Source organism: Symbiobacterium thermophilum IAM 14863 (assembly GCF_000009905.1).
Lineage (GTDB): Bacteria > Bacillota > Sulfobacillia > Symbiobacteriales > Symbiobacteriaceae > Symbiobacterium > Symbiobacterium thermophilum.
Map to the genome: position 1 here is coordinate 163882 of NC_006177.1, position 18461 is coordinate 182342.

17 protein-coding genes and 1 riboswitch are annotated in these 18461 nt (G+C 67.6%); of the genes, 13 read left to right on the forward strand and 4 right to left on the reverse strand.

Annotation, left to right across the window (positions count from 1 at the left end; translation table 11 throughout):
* Positions 1 to 151 precede the first annotated feature (151 nt).
* The 8 genes from STH_RS00750 to STH_RS00785 all read left to right on the forward strand — a co-directional run bounded on the left by STH_RS00750 (position 152) and on the right by STH_RS00785 (position 10084).
* The gene (locus tag STH_RS00750; RefSeq protein WP_050742036.1) at positions 152 to 1384 is read left to right on the forward strand and encodes a S41 family peptidase; all 1233 of its coding nucleotides are present in this window, start codon (positions 152 to 154) and stop codon (positions 1382 to 1384) included.
* An 88-nt stretch (positions 1385 to 1472) separates the two neighbouring features.
* Positions 1473 to 2174, forward strand: coding sequence for a hypothetical protein (locus STH_RS00755; RefSeq protein WP_011194278.1), 702 nt, complete (start codon positions 1473 to 1475; stop codon positions 2172 to 2174).
* Positions 2175 to 2412: 238 nt separating this feature from the next.
* Positions 2413 to 4110 (forward strand): ABC transporter substrate-binding protein, encoded by a 1698-nt coding sequence (locus tag STH_RS00760; RefSeq protein WP_011194279.1) that lies wholly within the window; start codon positions 2413 to 2415, stop codon positions 4108 to 4110.
* A gap of 151 nt (positions 4111 to 4261) precedes the next feature.
* Positions 4262 to 5245, forward strand: coding sequence for an ABC transporter permease (locus STH_RS00765; RefSeq protein WP_011194280.1), 984 nt, complete (start codon positions 4262 to 4264; stop codon positions 5243 to 5245).
* 15 nt (positions 5246 to 5260) lie between these two features.
* A complete protein-coding gene (locus STH_RS00770) occupies positions 5261 to 6160 on the forward strand; it encodes an ABC transporter permease (RefSeq protein ID WP_011194281.1) in 900 nt (299 codons plus the stop codon).
* Between the two features lie 210 nt (positions 6161 to 6370).
* A complete protein-coding gene (locus tag STH_RS00775; protein WP_011194282.1) occupies positions 6371 to 8089 on the forward strand; it encodes an ABC transporter substrate-binding protein in 1719 nt (572 codons plus the stop codon).
* An 87-nt stretch (positions 8090 to 8176) separates the two neighbouring features.
* A complete protein-coding gene (locus STH_RS00780) occupies positions 8177 to 9163 on the forward strand; it encodes an ABC transporter permease (protein ID WP_011194283.1) in 987 nt (328 codons plus the stop codon).
* A 12-nt stretch (positions 9164 to 9175) separates the two neighbouring features.
* Positions 9176 to 10084, forward strand: a complete 909-nt coding sequence (locus STH_RS00785; RefSeq protein WP_011194284.1) for an ABC transporter permease — start codon at positions 9176 to 9178, stop codon at positions 10082 to 10084.
* A gap of 96 nt (positions 10085 to 10180) precedes the next feature.
* Here STH_RS00785 and STH_RS00790 read toward each other — a convergent pair whose 3' ends face one another.
* Positions 10181 to 10912 (reverse strand): heptaprenylglyceryl phosphate synthase, encoded by a 732-nt coding sequence (locus STH_RS00790; RefSeq protein WP_011194285.1) that lies wholly within the window; start codon positions 10910 to 10912, stop codon positions 10181 to 10183.
* Between the two features lie 80 nt (positions 10913 to 10992).
* On the opposite strand from STH_RS00790, the gene uvrB reads away from it, so the two are divergent.
* Positions 10993 to 12972 carry an excinuclease ABC subunit UvrB gene (uvrB, locus tag STH_RS00795; RefSeq protein ID WP_011194286.1) on the forward strand — a complete coding sequence of 660 codons (1980 nt, stop codon included), beginning with the start codon at positions 10993 to 10995 and terminating at the stop codon, positions 12970 to 12972.
* A gap of 123 nt (positions 12973 to 13095) precedes the next feature.
* On the opposite strand, the gene STH_RS00800 is transcribed toward uvrB, so the two are convergent.
* The 3 genes from STH_RS00800 to STH_RS16690 all read right to left on the reverse strand — a co-directional run bounded on the left by STH_RS00800 (position 13096) and on the right by STH_RS16690 (position 14587).
* Positions 13096 to 13392: a DUF1294 domain-containing protein gene (locus tag STH_RS00800; RefSeq protein WP_011194287.1), complete on the reverse strand. Its 297-nt coding sequence runs from the start codon at positions 13390 to 13392 to the stop codon at positions 13096 to 13098.
* Between the two features lie 57 nt (positions 13393 to 13449).
* The gene (locus STH_RS00805) at positions 13450 to 13947 is read right to left on the reverse strand and encodes a phosphotransferase (protein ID WP_083765883.1); all 498 of its coding nucleotides are present in this window, start codon (positions 13945 to 13947) and stop codon (positions 13450 to 13452) included.
* A 193-nt stretch (positions 13948 to 14140) separates the two neighbouring features.
* A complete protein-coding gene (locus STH_RS16690; protein WP_197525191.1) occupies positions 14141 to 14587 on the reverse strand; it encodes an NUDIX hydrolase in 447 nt (148 codons plus the stop codon).
* Between the two features lie 211 nt (positions 14588 to 14798).
* Between STH_RS16690 and STH_RS00815 the strand changes: the two genes are divergently transcribed.
* The 4 genes from STH_RS00815 to thiW all read left to right on the forward strand — a co-directional run bounded on the left by STH_RS00815 (position 14799) and on the right by thiW (position 18453).
* Positions 14799 to 15272: a GNAT family N-acetyltransferase gene (locus STH_RS00815; RefSeq protein WP_043712943.1), complete on the forward strand. Its 474-nt coding sequence runs from the start codon at positions 14799 to 14801 to the stop codon at positions 15270 to 15272.
* A 140-nt stretch (positions 15273 to 15412) separates the two neighbouring features.
* Positions 15413 to 15518, forward strand: a riboswitch (TPP riboswitch).
* A 121-nt stretch (positions 15519 to 15639) separates the two neighbouring features.
* Positions 15640 to 16485, forward strand: a complete 846-nt coding sequence (thiD, locus tag STH_RS00820) for a bifunctional hydroxymethylpyrimidine kinase/phosphomethylpyrimidine kinase (RefSeq protein ID WP_011194291.1) — start codon at positions 15640 to 15642, stop codon at positions 16483 to 16485.
* The gene (thiM, locus tag STH_RS16695; RefSeq protein WP_011194292.1) at positions 16469 to 17911 is read left to right on the forward strand and encodes a hydroxyethylthiazole kinase; all 1443 of its coding nucleotides are present in this window, start codon (positions 16469 to 16471) and stop codon (positions 17909 to 17911) included. The genes thiD and thiM overlap by 17 nt, the downstream gene beginning before the upstream one ends.
* Complete coding sequence (gene thiW, locus STH_RS00830) at positions 17908 to 18453, forward strand: energy coupling factor transporter S component ThiW (RefSeq protein WP_011194293.1); 546 nt, start codon at positions 17908 to 17910, stop codon at positions 18451 to 18453. Before thiM ends, thiW begins: the two co-directional genes overlap by 4 nt.
* The last annotated feature ends 8 nt before the right edge of the window (positions 18454 to 18461 follow it).

The window sequence follows — 18461 nt, forward strand, 5'->3', positions numbered from 1 at the left end:
GAGGAGGGGCCCGGACCGCGGGAGCGCGGACCGGGCCTTCGGGTTTGGCAACGTCGTTTGACCACAAAGCATTGTGCGGAGTATACTCCTGGTTAGCCCCTGATACACATGGGGCAGAGGCTTGTTTGCCACAGAGAGGATGACGCTGAACATGGACGAGCGCCGCACGAGATTCGGGCTGTCGCTGCTCCTGGTCGCGGTGACGGGCGTGGTCAGCTACGCGCTGGGGGCGCTGGGATGGCCGCCCGCGCTTCAGGAATCGATGTCGCAACTCAGGGACCGACTGCCGGTGGCGGGCTCGTCGCTGTCGGGGCTCCAGGTGGAGCGGCTGGAGGAGGTCATGCGGGCGATTCAGGGGCAGTACGTGGAAGAGGTGGACGTCGAGGCTCTGAACGTCGGCGCGCTCCGGGGCATGGTGGAGGCCCTGGGCGACCGGTATTCCACCTTCTTCACCCCAGAGGAGTACCGCTCGTTCGTCGAGGGGTTCGAGCCCACGTTCAGCGGCATTGGGGTGACGGTGGAGATCTCCCAGCAGACCGGCCTGCTCACCGTGGTTTCGCCCATCAAGGGGAGCCCGGGGGCGAAGGCCGGGCTGCGCACGGGTGATGCGATCATCCAGGTGGACGGCCGCGACATCACGGGGATGAGCCTGAACGAGGCCGTCGCGCTCATCAAGGGGCCGAAGGGCACCCAGGTCCGGCTGCTGGTGAAGCGGGAGGGCGAGCCCGAGCCGCTGGAGTTCGTCATCACCCGCGACACGATCACCGTGCCGGTGCTCGACTACCGGATGATCGATCAGGAGGCGGGCATCGGGTACATCCAGCTGTTCGAGTTCAGCAAGAAGGGCGCCGCGAGCCAGGTGAAGGAGGCCATTGCCGAGCTGCGGAGCCAGGGCATGACCCGGTTGATCTTCGACGTCCGGCAGAACCCGGGCGGCCTGCTGGATGAGGTGGTGGAGATCGCCTCGTTCTTCCTGCCGACCGGCGATCCCGTGGTGCACATCGTGGAGCGGGCGAAGGAGCCGCGGGCCCTGACGGCCAAGGAGGCCGAAAAGTGGACCGGTCCGCTGGTCGTGCTGGTCGACGGCGGCAGCGCCAGCGCCTCGGAGATCCTGGCCGGGGCCGTGAAGGACGCCGGCGTCGGCACGCTGATCGGCGCGAAGACCTTTGGCAAGGGGTCCGTGCAGACCTTCTGGCGGCTCCAGGACGGCTCGGGCATCAAGCTGACCACGGCCAAGTACCTGACCGCCGGCGGCCACTCCATCGACGGCCAGGGCGTGGAGCCCGACATCGTCGTGGGGAATCCGAACCGCATCATCCCGGGAGAGCCCGGCGACCCGCAGCTGGAGGCCGCCGTCCGCCACATCCGGGAGATGGAGCCGTAACCAACGACCGCCCCGGGCGACGCCCCGGGGCGGTTTTGCGTTCACCTTTGGCTGCGCGCGGTCATAGCCTGCAGACAGGGGTGAACCTATGGCCAGAGACACAGACGCGACCGCCGGGACGGAGACGATTGTCGTCCCCGGTCCGATCCGGGGCGGCCACTGCCCGCCCCCGCGGGAAATCGTCCTGGTGGATGCCAGGAAAGTGTTTGACTTCTGTACGCAGGAGGACCTGCTGGAGCGCTGCTTCACCATTCCGAACCTGGGCACCGGCGCGACCATACTTAGCTGCCGGATCACGCAGATCCAGTGCGAGGAGGTCGCCGATCGGCAGCCGGTCAACAACGGCGGCGACGGCCGCGCCATCGTCTCCATCCAAATCACGCTGACGCTCCAGATTCAGGTGCTGCCGGCGATGGGCATGCAGCCGGTCACGGTGGAACGGACGATCAGCTTCCCCAAGCAGGTGGTGTTGTGCGCGCCCGAGGGCACCGACGTCACCTGCGACGTGGAGGGCAGCTGCATCTGCACGGTGCAGCCTAACGCAGCCCAGGGAGAACCCAACGTCTGCTGCACGATCCAGCTCTGCACGGTGCTCACCGTGACGGCCGACGTGAAGCTGCTGGTGCCCACCTTTGGCTCCGTGCTCCCCCGCAGGTGCCCGTCGGCGGCCTCGCCCGCGGGCTGCCCGCCGGAGGTCGAGCCGTGTGAACCGCCTGTGCGCTTGGCGGTGCGCAGGCGGGAACGGGATCGGGACCGGGACCGGGACAAGGACTGCGGCTGCGGGAACTGAAGCGTGCGAGGAACGCACCGGCGCCGGGAGAACCGGCGCCGTCTGCGCGCTCGCCGCACAGGTCGACCATCCGCGGCGAGTCAGGCAAGTGACCCATGTCAATTTCGGATCATCAAGAGTAGGGGTAAGATAAGAACTTCAATATCCGCACAATTTCACTGAACCGCGGTATAGGGCTTCACCGTCTCATGAACGCCTATACAAATACAGGCGACTACGAAGAAGGGGGACTACACACATGCGCATCAGCCGAAGGGCTGCCACGCTCATGAGCCTGCTGGTCGTGACCGGCCTGGCCCTCTCCGCGTGCGGCCCGAAGCAGACTCAGAACCCGTCCGGGACGGGCGGCGCCCAGACCGAGCAGCCGTCGCCGTCCTCCGGCCAGCCCGCGGTGGGCGGCAACCTGAACCTGCTGCTGGAGAAGGAACCCGACAGCTTCAACCCGATCCTGTACACCACGGCGTACGGCGCCGAGATCGTCACGCAGCTGTACGCGACGCTCTTTGAGTTCAACGAGAAGTACGAGCCCATGCCCTACGTCGCGGAGTCCTGGGAGATCTCCGACGATAACCTGACGCTCTCCATCAAGATCCGGGAGGGCATCAAGTTCACCGACGGCACGGACCTGGACGCCGAGGACGTGGCCTTCACCCTGGGGGCCATCATGGATCCGGAGTACACCGGCGCCCGCGCCTCCTCGCTCCGTGACGTGGAGTCCATCGAGGTCGTGGACAAGTACAACCTGAACATCCACCTGAAGAAGCCCTCCGCCCCGCTGCTGACCAACATCAACTACGGCATCCTGTCGAAGGAGGCCTTTGAGGGCTACTCCATCGCCGACATGGAGAAGGCCCCGGCGAGTATGGACAAGCCCGTCGGCGCCGGCCCGTACAAGCTGAAGGAGTACGTCCGCGGGCAGTACGTGGTGCTGGAGCGGAACCCTGACTGGTTCATGTCCGAGCACTACGGCGGCGCCCCGTTCATCGAGACGCTCACCTACAAGATCATCCCCGATTCCCAGACGGCCCTGGCCGCCCTGCAGAACGGCGAGATCGACCGGCTGACCCCCGAGGCGTCTGACGTGGCCATGCTGGAGACCCAGTTCAAGGACAAGCTGACTGCCTACTACTGGGACCGCAACGGCTTCGGGTACATGACCCTCAACAACAGCAAGGCGCCGCTGGACGACAAGCGGGTCCGCCAGGCCCTGACCCTCGGCCTGGACCGGCAGGCGATCATCACCGGCGTGCTGGAGAACCGGGCCACCATCCCGCCCGGCCCGATCCCGCCGATCTCCTGGGCGTTCGACGAGTCCATCCAGGTGCAGCAGCGTGACGTCGCGAAGGCCAAGCAGCTGCTTGAGGAAGCCGGTTTCGTCATGAACGAGTCCACCGGCATCTACGAGCGGGACGGCCAGCCGCTGAAGCTGACCTTCTACGCCGGCGCGGGGTCCACCACCACCGAGGCCATCGGCGCCATCGCCCGCTCCAGCTGGAAGGAGATCGGCGTCGACCTTGACGTCCAGATGATCGACTTCAATGCCATGATGGACAACTACGTGGCCCCGGGTAAGTTCGACGTGACCTTCAGCGCCTTCTCCCTGGGCCTTGACCCGGACTCCATGTACAACCTGTTCCACAGCTCCGCCGGCCGGCCGGACGCCAACGGGAACGTCAACGGCTTCAACCGGGCCCGGTTCTACAACGACCGGGTGGACGAGCTGCTGGAGAAGGCCCGGGAAGAGTTCGAGCCCGCCAAGCGGAAGGAGTACTACGCCGAGTTCCAGCGGATCATCGTGGACGAGGCCCCGGTGATCATGATCTACTCCAACATCTACACCGACTTCGTCAACAGCCGGGTGAAGGGCGTCGTCAACATGCCTGGTTACGGCGCCACCAGCGACTACATCTACCGCTGGTACATCAACGAGAAGTAGTTTGACACCGTACGCGTGAGTGTGGGTCGCGCAGGGGTGAGTTCCCGCTCACGACCTGCGCGGCCCCTGCTCGTTCTCCTGCCGCATGCCACCCGGGCCTCAGGCCCGCGCCTCACCACTCACTGCCCACGACCAGAAGGGGTGATACCCGATGAGCCGCTACCTGCTGAAGCGCGTGCTCAACATGATCCCGCTGCTCATCCTGGCGACCCTGCTCTCCTTCGCCATCATGCAGATGGCGCCCGGCGGGCCGGAGAAGGTGCTGCTGGCCGCCGAGGACGCGACCCTGGACCCGACGCGCATCGAGGAGCTGCGGGAGCGGTGGGGACTGAACGACCCGATCCCCGTGCAGTACGTGCGCTGGCTGGGGAACGTGCTCAGGGGCGACTTCGGCCGGTCGTACTTCTACCGCAAGCCGGTGGTCGAGGTCATCGGGGCGGCGCTGCCCGCGACGCTGAAGCTGCAGTCCGTGGCGCTGTTCCTCACGTATGCCATCGCCATCCCGCTGGGCATCATCTCCGCCGTCCGGCAGTACTCCAAGCTGGACTATGCCGTCACCGGGCTGGCCTTCGCCGGACAGGCCGCGCCGAGCTTCTGGGTGGCCATCCTGCTGATCTGGGGCGTGGCGATGCGTTCCAACGGGTTGATCCCCACCAACGGCATCGCGACCCCCGGCGTCAACTTCGAAACCTACGGCTGGCTCTCTGTCCTGGCTGACCGGGCCAAGTACATGATCCTGCCGGTGACCGTGATGGTCTTCGGCAGCCTGACCGGCCTTACCCGATACATGCGTTCCGCCATGCTCGAGGTGCTGAAGGAGGACTACATCCGCACCGCCCGGGCCAAGGGGCTTTCGGAGAAGGTCGTGGTGTACAAGCACGCGCTGCGCAACGCCCTCCTGCCTGTGATCTCGATCTCGGGCGGTCTGCTCTCCGCCATGGTGGGCGGTTCCGTCATCACGGAGACGATCTTCTCGTGGCCGGGCATCGGGCGCGTCGGGTACGACGCGGTGACGCAGCGGGACTACAACGTGTCCATGGCGATCATGCTCATGTCCGGCGTGCTGACGCTGATCGGCTTCCTGCTGGTGGACATCGCCTACGTCTGGGTCGATCCGCGCATCAAGTACGACTGACGGGGGGTGTGAGCGATGGCGGTCGCAGCGGAAAAGAAGACAGAGGCCCATTACGGGCAGGCCCCGAAGGAGACCACCCAACTGCAGCAGATCGTGCGGCGCTTCATGCGCAACAAGGCGGCGGTGGTCGGACTCGTCGTCCTGCTGCTCATGTACCTGGTGGCGATCTTTGCCCCGTACCTCGCCAGCGAGTCCCTGGACGCGATGAACATCCCCGCCCGCTTCCAGCCGCCGAGCCTGGAGCACCCCTTCGGGACGGACAACCTGGGGCGCGACGTGCTTTCCCGGATGATCTGGGGCTCCCGGGTGTCGCTGTCGGTGGGCTTCGTCGCGATGACGATGGCCGTGGCGATCGGCTCGCTGGTGGGCGCCGTTGCCGGCTTCTACGGCGGCACCTGGATTGACATCGTGCTGATGCGCATCGCGGAGGCGATCGACATCATCCCGGTGTTCTTCCTGCTGATCACGGTCGTGTCGGTCATCCGGCCCTCCATCTTCAACATCATGCTGGTCATCGGCGTCACGTCCTGGCCGGGACTGGCCCAGATCGTCCGGTCCCAGTTCCTGAGCCTGCGCCAGCGGGACTTCACGGAGGCCTCCCGCGCGATGGGGGCCCGGGACGCCCGCCTGATCTTCCGTCACATCCTGCCCAACGCCGTGGGGCCGATCATCGTGTCGGCGACGCTGCGCATCGGCAGCGCGATCCTCACCGAGTCCAGCCTCTCCTTCCTGGGGCTGGGCACCCAGCCGCCCCTCACCTCGTGGGGACAGATGCTGTCCCAGGGCCGGCCGTTCCTGCTGCAGGCTCCGTGGGTGTCGATCTTCCCCGGACTGGCAATCTTTGTGGTGGTGATCTGCTTCAACTTCGTCGGTGACGGGCTGCGGGACGCCCTCGATCCCAAGATGAAGCGTTAGCCAAATGGACGAATAGCGCGCGAACACCCCGGGCAAATGCCCGGGGTTATTTCGCGCGCGTAAAGGCTGAAATAATAGGAACCGTCGTCTGAGATTAAGGTGCAAAAAGAAATATGGCAGTAGGTCTCAAAGAGGAAATTCGGGTGAACCGGTGAATCAATGGTGTAGTCTGATGAATAGCACCGCACAGAGGAGGTCAAGGGAGAAGACATGAGAAAGAACCGCAGGTCCCTTGCCGCGGCGGCCCTGCTCCTGGCGCTGAGCCTGGTTCTGGCTGCGTGCGGCTCCAAGCAGTCCTCCCCGCCTGCCAGCAACGGCGGCGGCCAGCAGGGGGGCACCCAGACTCCGTCTACCCAGACCCCGTCCACGCAGACCCCGTCCGGCGGTCCCAAGGTCGGCGGCGAGCTGAACCTCCGCCTGAACCAGGACCCGGACAACCTGAACCCGATCCTGTCCTCGTCCGCCTACGGCTCCATGATCTACGGCCTGGTCTACTCCAGCCTCTTCGATTTCGACCTTGACTGGTCCCCGAAGGGCGACCTGGCCGAGGACTGGTGGACCTCGGACGACGGCCTGACCTTCACGGTCAAGCTGCGTGAGGGCGTCAAGTTCCACGACGGCGCCGAGCTGACCTCCGAGGACGTCGTCTTCACGATGCAGGCGATCAAGCACCCGGACTACACCGGCCCGCGTGCGTCCTCCATGGCGTCCATTGAGGACATCGTGGCGGTCGACAAGTACACCGTCGAGTTCAAGCTGAAGGAGCCGTTCGCCCCGATCTTCACCAACATCAACTACGGCATCCTGCAGGCGAAGCTCTTCGAGGGCTCCGAGATCGGTGACATGGAGAACCATCCGGTCACCTGGAACCCGGTGGGCACCGGCCCGTACAAGTTCAAGGAGTACGTCCGCGGCCAGTATGCCCTGCTCGAGCGGAACGATGAATGGTTCCGCAGCGAGGAGGAGGGTGGCGCTCCCTTCATCCAGACCATCCGCATGAAGGTCATCCCGGACGACCAGACCGCCCTGGCGGCCCTGGAGAACGGCGAGATCGACGTCGACACGCCGACCCCGTCCGAGGTCAAGCGGCTGCTCACCGAGTACGAGGGCCGGCTGATCCCGGTGCAGTACGAGCGTAACGGCTGGGGCTACATCCTGATCAACACCACCAAGGAGCCGCTGACCGACGTCCGTGTCCGGCAGGCCCTGACCCACGCGCTGGACCGCGAGGCCATCGTGCTGGGTGCCCTGGACGGCGAGGCGGTCGTGCCGCCTGGCCCGATCCCGCCGGTGTCCTGGGCGTACAAGGATGACCTGCAGACCATCGGCTACGATCCGGCCAAGGCTGAGCAGCTGCTCCAGGAGGCCGGCTTCACCAAGGGCGCCGACGGCATCTACCAGAAGGACGGCAAGCCGCTGGAGCTGAACCTGTACGCTTCCTCCGGCTCCAGCCTGATCGAGGCCCTGACCACCATGGCCCGGCAGATGTGGCAGGATGTGGGCATCAAGGTGAACGTCAACCTCATGGACTTCAACGCCATGAATGAGAACCATCTGCAGCCCGGCAACTATGACATGGCGTTCCAGGCCTTCAACCTCGGCCTCGATCCCGACAGCCTGTACGCCCTGTTCCACGGCAGCCTGGCCAAGCCCAACGCCGCGGGTCTCGTGACCAGCTTCAACCGGATGCGGTACGACAACCCCGAGGTCAACGCCCTGCTCGAGGAGGGCCGTCGGGAGTCCGACAAGGAGAAGCGGAAGGAGATCTACGGCCAGGCCCAGCAGCTGATCGTGAACGACGCGCCCGTCATCCTCATGTACTCCAACCTCTACACCGACTTCCATACCCCGCGCGTCAAGGGCGTCGTGAACTTCCCCGGCGCTGGTGCCACCCTGGACTACCTGTACAAGTGGTGGATCGAGGAGTAACAGCCTAGACCGCACGCACTACGGGAGTGGGGGGCGTCCCTACGGCGCCCCCCACGTTCCCTCCCTGACCTGAAGGTGGTGACCGGTATGGCTCGGTACCTGACGAAGCGAATTCTCAACATGATTCCCCTGCTGATCATCGTCACACTGCTGTCCTTTGGGATCATGCAACTCGCGCCGGGCGGTCCCGAGTACGTCATCCTGTCCGCCGAGGCGGATGCGATGTCGGACCCGCAGAAGGTGGAGGAGCTTCGCGAGAAGTGGGGGCTGAACGACCCGATTCCGGTGCAGTACATGCGCTGGGTCGGCAACATGCTGAAGGGCGACTTCGGCAAGTCGTACTATTATCGCCTCCCGGTGAAGGAAGTGCTGGCCTCGGCTTTGCCCAACACCATCCGCCTGAACTTGTTCGCACTGATCTTCATCTATGGCATTTCGATCCCGCTGGGCGTCATCTCCGCCGTCCGCCAGTACTCCAAGGCAGACATGCTGGTGACGGCGACGGCTTTCGCCGGGCAGGCGGCACCCAGCTTCTGGGTCGCCTCGCTGCTCATCTGGGGCGTGGCCATGAAGTCCGGCGGCCTGATCCCGACCAACGGCATCGCCACACCGGGCATCACCTTGGAGACTCATGGCTGGCTCACGGTCTTCACGGACCGTGCAAAGTACATGCTCCTGCCGCTCGTCGTCATCGTGTTCGGCGGCCTCACCGGCCTCACCCGCTACATGCGGTCCAGCATGCTTGAGGTGCTGCGGGAGGACTACGTGCGCACCGCCCGCGCCAAGGGCCTGGCGGAGAAGGTCGTCATCTACAAGCACGCCCTGCGCAACGCGCTGCTGCCGATCCTGGCCGTGTCCGGCGGCCTCCTGAGCGGCCTGGTGGGCGGGTCGGTCATCATCGAGAACATCTTCTCCTGGCCCGGAATCGGCCGGGTCGCCTGGCAGGCCGTGAACAACCGGGACTACAACGTCTCCATGTCGGTCATGCTGCTCTCCGCCGTGCTGACGATGATCGGCTACCTGCTGGTGGACATCGCCTACGTGTGGGTCGACCCGCGCATCAAGTACGACTAGGGGGGAACTGCCGTGGCTGCACCGCATCTCAACGTCGAAGCTGAAGAGCAGTTGCAGGGCCTGGCCCGCGAAGAGAGCCAGTTCCGGCAGTTCGCCCGCCGCTTCGCCCGCAACAAGCTGGCGGTCGCGGGGCTGGTCATCCTGGTCATCCTGTACGCTGTCGCCATCTTCGCCCCGTTTCTGGCGAGCGAGCCCCTGGATGCGCGCGTGAACCTGACGGAGCGGTTCCTGCCGCCGGGCTCTCCCGGGCATCCCCTGGGGACGGACAACCTGGGGCGTGACCTGCTGTCCCGCATGATCTGGGGCAGCCGCATCTCGCTGTCGGTCGGCTTCGTCGCGATGGGCGTCGCCGTCCTGCTGGGCACTCTGGTCGGGTCGATCGCCGGCTACTACGGCGGGACCTGGATTGACATCGTCCTCATGCGCTTCGCCGAGGCGATCGACGTCATCCCCGTCTTCTTCCTGCTGGTGACGGTGGTTTCCGTGCTCGAGCCCAGCGTCTACAACATCATGATCGTCATCGGCCTCACGTCGTGGCCCGGACTGGCGTACATCGTGCGCGGCCAGTTCCTCAGCCTGCGCCAGCGGGACTTCACCGAAGCCTCCCGCGCCATGGGCGCCACGGACATGCGGCTGATCTTCCGGCACATCCTGCCGAATGCGGTCGCGCCGATCATCGTGTCGGCCACCCTGCGCATCGGCAACGCCATCCTCTCGGAGGCCGGCCTTTCGTTCCTCGGCCTGGGCGCGCCGCCGCCCGCCGTCTCGTGGGGCCAGATCCTCTCGGTGTCGCGCACCTTCCTGAAGCAGGCCCCGTGGCTCATGTTCTGGCCCGGCCTGGCCATCTTCGTCACGGTGCTGGCCTTCAACTTCGTCGGCGACGGCATCCGGGATGCGCTCGACCCGAAGCTGAAGCGCTAGTCGTCTCGATACGAAAACAACCGCCTGATCCCCGGGGCATGCCCCTGCGGAATCGGGCGGTGTCTGTTTTCGGCGCCGGGCTTCTCCCCCCGGCATTCAGTTCCCGTGTGCCGCCTCCACGGTCTCCCGCAGCCGCTCCGGGGCCTCGTAGACCAGGTTGCCGACCACGATGGTGTGGGCGTGCCGGGCGGCGAGCCCGGCCTCCCGGCCGGAGCGGATGCCGCCGCCATAGACCACGTGGGCCGGGCCGGCATTCTCCCGTACGGCCTGCAGGAGCGCCATGTCGCCGAACGCGCCGCTGTACTCGACGTAGATCAGGGGCAGCCTCAGCACCTGGCCGGCCAGCGCCGCCCATCCCGCGGCATCCTCCGGCGCGAGGTCGGTGCGCGCACCCGTCAGCCGGGCCGCGGTGCAGTCGGGGTTGAGCACCAGGTAGGCCTCGGGCAACAGCAACTCCCAGGGGATGTACTCGCCCACCACCGGCAGGAGCCGCGCGAGGGCCTCGGCCTGGGCGCCGCCCAGCCAGCGGCTGTCGGACGCGTTCATCACCAGGGGGATGAGGAAGAGGGCCGGGCCGGGCACGGCGGACTCCAAGGTGGAGACCTCCAGGGCCACCGGGACCGGAGCATCGGCGAGCCGGGACAGGAGGTCCAGCACCGCCTGCTGGGTCATGCCGGTCGATCCGCCCAGGACGATGGCGTCGGTGCCGCTCGCGTAGACGGCCTCCAGCGCCGCAGGGGTGAGCGGCCGTTCCGGGTCGAGCTTGGTGACGTGCCGCCAGGCGCGCCAGTCGGGGGCGGGCGGCCAGGTCACGGGCGAGGTGGGCATTGGGCATCGCTCCTTCGGGTTGGCAAACGTATGTTTGCGCGGTATACTTGAGAAGATGCAAGCTGAGGGGGTGAGATGGGATGAAGCCGTTTAAGGTTGTTGCGCCGTTTGAGCCCACCGGCGACCAGCCACAGGCGATTGAACGGCTGTCGGAGGGCGTCCGGCGCGGCGCGCGTGAGCAGATTCTGCTCGGCGCCACCGGCACCGGCAAGACCTTCACCATCGCGAAGGTGATCGAGCAGGTGCAGAAGCCCACGCTGGTCCTGGCGCACAACAAGATCCTGGCCGCCCAGCTCTGCTCCGAGTTCCAGCAGTTCTTCCCCGAGAACGCGGTGGAGTACTTCGTATCTTACTACGACTACTACCAGCCGGAAGCCTACATCCCCACCACGGATACCTATATCGAAAAGGACGCGCTGATCAACGACGAGATCGACAAGCTCCGCCACTCGGCCACGATGGCCCTGTTCGAGCGGCGCGACGTGATCATCGTCGCCTCGGTCTCCTGCATCTACGGCCTGGGCTCGCCCGAGGACTACCGGGACCTGGCGGTCTCCCTGCGGGTGGGCAACCAGGTGGACCGGGACTACATCCTGCGGCGGCTGGTGGACATCCAGTACGAGCGGAACGACCACAACTTCGTCCGCAACAAGTTCCGGGTGCGGGGCGACGTGGTGGAGATCTTCCCCGCGGGCGCCACCGACCGGGCGATTCGCTGCGAATGGTGGGGCGACGAGATCGAGCGGATCTCCGAGTTCGACCCGCTGACGGGCGAGATCACGGGCACGATGACCCACGTGGCCATCTACCCGGCCAGCCACTACGTGGTGGCCGACGAGAAGCGGGAGCAGGCGCTGCGCTCCATCGAGGAGGAGCTGGAGGAGCGGCTGAAGGAGCTGCGGGCCCAGGGCAAGCTCCTGGAGGCGCAGCGGCTGGAGCAGCGGACCCGCAACGACCTGGAGATGATCCGGGAGATCGGGTTCTGCAGCGGCATCGAGAACTACAGCCGGCACCTGACCGGCCGCAAGCCCGGGGAACCGCCGTACACCCTCCTGGACTTCTTCCCGGACGACTGGCTGCTGGTGATCGACGAGAGCCACGTCACCATCCCGCAGGTGGCGGCGATGTACAACGGCGACCGGTCCCGAAAGGAGACCCTGATCGAGTACGGCTTCCGCCTGCCGTCGGCCGCGGACAACCGGCCGCTGAAGTTCGCCGAGTTCGAGGAGCGCATCAACCAGGTGATCTACGTCTCAGCCACCCCCGGTCCCTACGAGCTGGAGCGGGTGCCGCCGTCCCTGGTGGTGGAGCAGATCGTCCGGCCGACGGGCCTGCTGGACCCGGAGGTGGAGGTGCGGCCGACCAAGGGGCAGATCGACGACCTCTATGCGGAGATCCGGGCCCGGGTGAAGAAGAACCAGCGGGTGCTGGTGACCACCCTGACCAAGCGGATGGCCGAGGACCTGACCGAGTACCTGAAGGAGCTCGGCGTGAAGGTGCGCTACATGCACTCGGACGTGGAGACGATCGAGCGCATGCAGATCGTGCGCGACCTGCGGCTCGGCGTCTTCGACGTGCTGGTCGGCATCAACCTGCTGCGGGAGGGGCTGGACATCCCCGAGGTGTCGCTGGTGGCGATCCTGGACGCCGACAAGGAGGGGTTCCTGCGCGCGGAGCGGTCCCTGATCCAGACCATCGGCCGCGCAGCCCGGAACGCCGAGGGCAAGGTCATCATGTACGCCGACCGGATCACCCAGTCGATGCAGAAGGCCATCAACGAGACCAACCGCCGCCGGGCGATCCAGGAGGCGTACAACCGGAAGCACGGCATCGTGCCCAAGACCATCGTCAAACCGGTGCGGGACGTGATCCAGGCGGTGAAGCCGGTGGCGGAGGCCGGCCCCGCCAACATCCTGGACACGCCGCCGCATGAGATCCCCAAGGTCGTGGCGAAGCTGCGCAAGGAGATGATGCAGGCGGCCAAGGACCTGGACTTCGAGCGGGCCGCCGAGATCCGGGACATCATCTTCGAGCTGGAGAAGAAGAAGCGCGGGGCGTAAGCATCATCCCGCGTGCGTGGGCTACGGCAGACCCCGGCGACTGGGCATCCGACCCAGCACCGGGGTCTTTGCTCACCACGGGTGCACCGTTGGCCGGTTGCGCGTCACCTGTCGCTCCGGGGGCTACGCGCCAGTCGGGCCGTCGACCACGAGGGAAGCCAGCAGGAGCTGGACGATGCACCCGCCGGCGTTGATCGCCAGGAAGGACGCCTTCCGGGTCTTGTGCCGGAAGAGGCGCATGCCGGCCAGCGCGCCGAAGGGGCCCCCGGGCAGCAACGCGCACAGCAGCAGGGTGCGCTCCGGGACGCGCCACCTTCCCTTCACCGCGAAGTACTTGTCCGCGCCGTAGAGGATGAACGTCGCCAGGGCACAGACGCCGGCCAGTGCCATGAGCAACTCCCACCCTTCAACCCCCGCCATCCTGGCCCCGTCACCTCCGCTCCATGTCCGCTGCCGTCTCCCGCCGGCCAGGCCCCATCAGGCGAGGTCCAGGTCGCCCGTTACCTGTTGCAGAAGGCGCCGGCCGTGCTCGGCGAAGGGCTCGTCCGCGTGCTTGCTGGTAAACAGCAGAATCCCCGCCGCGACCCAGAGCCGGAGGCACGTGAGATAGGCCTCCGGTGGTCTGGCCAGCGGCATCCCGGATGCCTTTTCATACCCCTGCAGGAATCCTTCCCTGTCCTGGGGCAGTCGCAGCTCGCGGTCCAGGCACTTGGCCAGGTCCAGCCACGCGGGCCCGATGACTGCGCGCTCGAAGTCGAGGAGCACGAGCGTGCCGCCGTCGCACAGGAGCAGGTTGCGCCACCCAAAGTCGCCGTGCAGCAGCACGTGGGGCCGCGCCTCGTCAAAGGCCCGTGCCTCCGGATACAGCCGCTGCCGTCGAGCCAGTGGAACGCCCGCCAGTAGAGATGACCAGGCACTTCGCCGTCCCCGCGGATGGCCAGGTGCGGAAACCCCCGCTGGGCCAGAAACAGGCAGGCGATTCCCTCCCGGCGGAAGCGCCGGGCCTCCTCGACGACCTTGGCAAAATAGGCGGGCCGTCCGCCCGGGCTGAGGAAAACGGCATAATGGCGGTTGGGGGAGCCCGGTGGCTGCGGAAGCGGTTCCACCGTCCGCGCACCCAGGGCTTCCCGCATGGCCGCCGACAACGGCTCATCCCGCGCGGAACGGGTCAACCTGCCTCACCACCGTAGCGTTGCGCCTGCACGGCGGCCCACGTGCGCCGGTTGGATTCCCAGTAGAGCTGCCCCTCCACCGCAGAAACCGGCGCCCAGCGCCAGTCGTCGTGCTCCTCCGGGGCGGTCCGCACGGCCGCTTCGGTGACCTCTACCCAGAACAGCTCCTTGCGGATGACCTGGTGCGGGAGGTCGAACTCCCAGTGGCCGGGAACCCGGCGAAGATCTCCCGCCCGCACCTTCAGGCCGGTCTCCTCGAAAATCTCCCTGACGCACGCCTCACGGGCGGTCTCCCCTTGGTGGATTCCCCCCGTGATGGGTTGCCAGAAACCGTCCGGAATCGCCGGGCTCGCCGGGACGTGGAGGAGGAGGACGACGTCCTCAGCATCCGCCGTGCGACGGATCACCCAACATTCGATGCTGTTCTGGACGAGTTTGCCCACCAATTCCTGCACCCCCCAACGATCATAGGGAACTTGTGGACGATAAGCAACGATCATAAAATATACAGCATCACGCATCGCAAAAGGGAGGGAACGTATGATCTGCCAGCGCGCGAGAGGATTCTTGACCTGAAACGCCCACTTCCGACTAAGCTGTGCGCTGCCCCCGCCAGCCGTGGGGCCATGCGCCGCGACCGCAGGAGGATCAAGGATGGTTCAGATCCGCGAAGCATCCCCGTCTGACTACGAAGGCATGCTTTCCGTGGCCCGTTCCCTTCCCGAATGGTTCAACGAGCAGGGGCTCCGGGAAATGGCCGCGGACCTCAGGACCCACCACGGGTTTGTGGCCGTCCGTCGGACGGGAGCCGAGGAACAGGTCGTTGGCTTTGTCACGTGGCTCCCCCGTGTGGGGGACGTCAACCTGGTTGAACTGACCTGGCTCGGCGTAACCCCCCAGTTCCAGAGGAGGGGACTGGGGCGGCGGCTGGTTGAGGCCGTGGCGGACCGGTGTGGTCAGATCGGCGTCTCCGTCATGGAGGTCACTACCCTTGCCGACAGTGTGGACTATGCTCCCTACGCACGTACCCGGGCCTTCTATCGAACACTGGGGTTCCGGGACTGGCGGGTTGATGCGGACTTCTATGGTCCCGGCGATGACCGGTTGGTGCTGCGCAAGTACTTGTGACGGGGCTCAGCGCCGGGCTTCCGGCCGGTGATCCCCGTCAGACGACGGGGGTCCGGGACTGCCGTCGCACAGCATCATCCTGGCTGTCTTGACACCATTTCCGGGCGATGGTACGCTGTACCGCGAAGTGCATACCGGGTCCGATCCACTAGGGGAGCCTTCGGGCTGAGAACAGGTCTGCCGAGACCTGGACCCTTAGAACCTGAACTGGGTAATACCAGCGGAGGGAAGTGGACGGCCGGCCGTTCTGTGACCCTGCGGTCGCCTCCACGTTTCCCTGTGGAGGCGGCCTTTTCTGTTCCGCGCCCGCCTTCCCGGTCGGACCCGGCGGCGCTGGATCCATTCCCACGGGAAAGGTGTGAGGACCATGACCCTGCCCCGCGCCCTGACCATCGCCGGCTCCGACTCGGGCGGCGGCGCCGGCATCCAGGCCGACCTGAAGACCTTCACCGCCCTGGGTGTCTGCGGCACGTCGGCGATCACCTGCGTCACCGCGCAGAACACCCTCGGGGTGACCGGCGTCTATCCCCTCACCGCCGAACAGGTGGCGGCGCAGCTGGACGCCGTTCTCGCCGACATCGGCACGGACAGCGCCAAGACCGGGATGCTTTACGACCCGCAGATCATCGCAGCGGTGGCCGACCGGATCCGCCGGTACGGCATCCGCAACCTGGTCGTCGACCCGGTGATGATCGCGAAGAGCGGCCATCCCCTGCTCCTGCCCGAGGCGCAGGCGGCGCTGCGGGACCTGCTGGTGCCCCTGGCCCTGGTGGTGACGCCCAACCTCCCCGAGGCGGAGGCCCTGACGGGGATGGCCATCCGCACCCGCGCCGACATGGAGGCCGCCGGCCGCCGCCTGCTGCAGATGGGGGCCAGGGCGGCGGTGGTGAAAGGCGGTCACCTGGGAGGAGGCCGGGCCGCCGACCTGCTGATCGCCGCGGATGGCAGCCGGCTCTGGCTGGAGGCGGACCGCGTGGAGACTCGGCACACCCACGGTACCGGCTGCACCTTCAGCGCCGCCATCGCGGCGGGGCTGGCCCGGGGGTTGGAGCTGCCGGAGGCTGTCTCCCTGGCCAAGGAGTTCATCACCCTGGCGATCCGCACGGCGCCGGGGATCGGCGCCGGCAACGGCCCCACCAACCACCTGGCCTGGTTGGAGCGCGGGCGGAGGCAGCCGGGTGAGGGAGGGGATCGCCGTGAGCACACTGCCTGAGCGGGTTCGGGAGCGGCGCCCCCTGGTGCACGCCATCACCAACTGCGTGACGATGGAATGGGTGGCGCGGGGGCTTCTCGCCGCCGGCGCCCGCCCGGTGATGGCCCGGGACGCCGCCGAGGCCCCTGTGGTCGCCGCCGCGGCCGACGCCCTGGTGCTCAACCTGGGCACCTGGAGCCCCGGGCTGCAGCAGGCGATGCTGGAGGCCGGCCAGGTGGCCGCCCGGCGCGGGATTCCGGTGGTGCTGGACCCGGTGGGGGCCGGCGGGACCGAGACCCGTACCCGCGCTGCCCTGGAGCTGCTGGAGCGGGTGAGGGTGACCGCGGTCCGGGGCAACGCCGGGGAGATTCTCGCCCTGGCGGGACGCGACGGGCTGGTGCGGGGCGTGGACGGACCGGACGGGCGCCCCGGCCCGCAGACGGAGCGGGCGGCCAGAGCGGTCGCCAGACGCTTCGGCTGCCTGGTGGCCGTCACGGGGGCGACGGACCTGGTGACCGACGGCCGGCGCACCCTCGCGGTCCGGGCCGGCCACCCGCTGATGTCGCAGGTCCCGGGGACGGGCTGCCTGGCGACGGCGCTGGTGGCTGCAGCCCTGGCGGCTGGGACCGGCGCGGGACCGGCCGGCCGGGACCGCCCCATGGAGGACGTGGACGTGGTGGCGGAGGCGCTCCTCTGGGCCGGCTGGGCGGGGGAGCAGGCGGCGTCGGCGGCGTCCGGCCCCGGCACCTTCGCCGCCGCCTTCCTCGACCGGCTGGCGCTGCGCGGCCCCCTGCCGCCGGGGCGGATCGCTCCTCCGCTTTCCGAACGGCTGAGCCTGTACGTCCTGGTCAGCGGCGCCACGCCGCCGGACGTGCTGGAGGCGGTTCTGCAGGCGGGATGCCGGATGATCCAGTTCCGGGAGAAGCGGCTGCCGCTGCCCGCCCAGTTGGAGGCCGCCGCCCGGGTGCGGGAGGCGTGCCGGCGCCACGGGGCGCTGCTGGTCGTCAACGACCGGGTCGACCTGGCCCTGGCGGTTGGAGCGGACGGCGTCCACCTGGGGCAGGAGGACCTGCCCGTGGCGGCGGCCCGGCGGATCCTGGGGCCGGACGCGGTGATCGGGGCGACCTGCGAGACCGCCGGGGAGGCCCGGGCCGCCCGGGACGCCGGGGCGGATTACATCGGCGCCGGCCCGGTCTACGTCACCCCGTCGAAGCCGGATGCCGGCGAGCCTTACGGTCCCGACGTCGTCCGGCGGGTGAGCGAGGCGGCCGACCTGCCGGTGGTCGGCATCGGCGGCATCGGGCCGGGTCGCGCGGCGCCGGTGATCGCGGCGGGGGCCGCCGGGGTGGCGGTGATCTCCGCCGTCCTTGGGGCGCCCGATCCCGGCGCCGCAGCCCGGGCCATTCTGGACGAGGTCCGACGCGCCAAGGGGGAGGTGTCGGCATGAACCGGGCCGGCCTGCTCACGCGGATGGCGATCCTGATGGCGTTGGGCGTGGCCTCCTCTTCCTTCTCGGCGATTCCGCTGTTCGGGGCGAAGCTCTTCCCGGCGCAGCACGCCATCAACGTGGTGGCGGGGGCGATGCTGGGCCCGGTGTACGCCGGTGTCGTGGGCCTGGGCATCGCCACGATCCGCATCCTTCTGGGCAGCGGCACGCTCCTGGCGATTCCGGGGACGGTGTTCGGCGCCGTGCTGGCGGGCCTTCTCTACCGGCGCACCGGCTCACGGCTGGCCGCCATGATCGGTGAGGTGATCGGCACGGGCCTGATCGGCGCCGTGGCCGCGTACCCGGTGGCGGTGCTGCTGCTGGGCAATGCCAAGGCGGCCGCGGGCGGCATCGGCTTCTACATCCCCAGCTTCGCGGCCAGCAGCGCCGCAGGCGCCCTGATCGGCGGCCAGGCCCTGGCGGTGCTGCAGCGGTTCCGCCTCGTGGTGACTCCCCGCGCGCTGCAGGTCCCTGCCTCCGGATGCGACCGGCCGGATAAATGACGAAATAC

What these genes read in the sequence shown, in the direction of transcription:
- STH_RS00750 (WP_050742036.1), top strand. Translation starts at nt 152, where the DNA reads ATGGACGAGCGCCGCACGAGATTCGGGCTGTCGCTGCTCCTGGTCGCG.
- STH_RS00755 (WP_011194278.1), top strand. Translation starts at nt 1,473, where the DNA reads ATGGCCAGAGACACAGACGCGACCGCCGGGACGGAGACGATTGTCGTC.
- STH_RS00760 (WP_011194279.1), top strand. Translation starts at nt 2,413, where the DNA reads ATGCGCATCAGCCGAAGGGCTGCCACGCTCATGAGCCTGCTGGTCGTG.
- STH_RS00765 (WP_011194280.1), top strand. Translation starts at nt 4,262, where the DNA reads ATGAGCCGCTACCTGCTGAAGCGCGTGCTCAACATGATCCCGCTGCTC.
- STH_RS00770 (WP_011194281.1), top strand. Translation starts at nt 5,261, where the DNA reads ATGGCGGTCGCAGCGGAAAAGAAGACAGAGGCCCATTACGGGCAGGCC.
- STH_RS00775 (WP_011194282.1), top strand. Translation starts at nt 6,371, where the DNA reads ATGAGAAAGAACCGCAGGTCCCTTGCCGCGGCGGCCCTGCTCCTGGCG.
- STH_RS00780 (WP_011194283.1), top strand. Translation starts at nt 8,177, where the DNA reads ATGGCTCGGTACCTGACGAAGCGAATTCTCAACATGATTCCCCTGCTG.
- STH_RS00790 (WP_011194285.1), bottom strand. Translation starts at nt 10,912, where the DNA reads ATGCCCACCTCGCCCGTGACCTGGCCGCCCGCCCCCGACTGGCGCGCC.
- uvrB (WP_011194286.1), top strand. Translation starts at nt 10,993, where the DNA reads ATGAAGCCGTTTAAGGTTGTTGCGCCGTTTGAGCCCACCGGCGACCAG.
- STH_RS00800 (WP_011194287.1), bottom strand. Translation starts at nt 13,392, where the DNA reads ATGGCGGGGGTTGAAGGGTGGGAGTTGCTCATGGCACTGGCCGGCGTC.
- STH_RS00815 (WP_043712943.1), top strand. Translation starts at nt 14,799, where the DNA reads ATGGTTCAGATCCGCGAAGCATCCCCGTCTGACTACGAAGGCATGCTT.
- thiD (WP_011194291.1), top strand. Translation starts at nt 15,640, where the DNA reads ATGACCCTGCCCCGCGCCCTGACCATCGCCGGCTCCGACTCGGGCGGC.
- thiW (WP_011194293.1), top strand. Translation starts at nt 17,908, where the DNA reads ATGAACCGGGCCGGCCTGCTCACGCGGATGGCGATCCTGATGGCGTTG.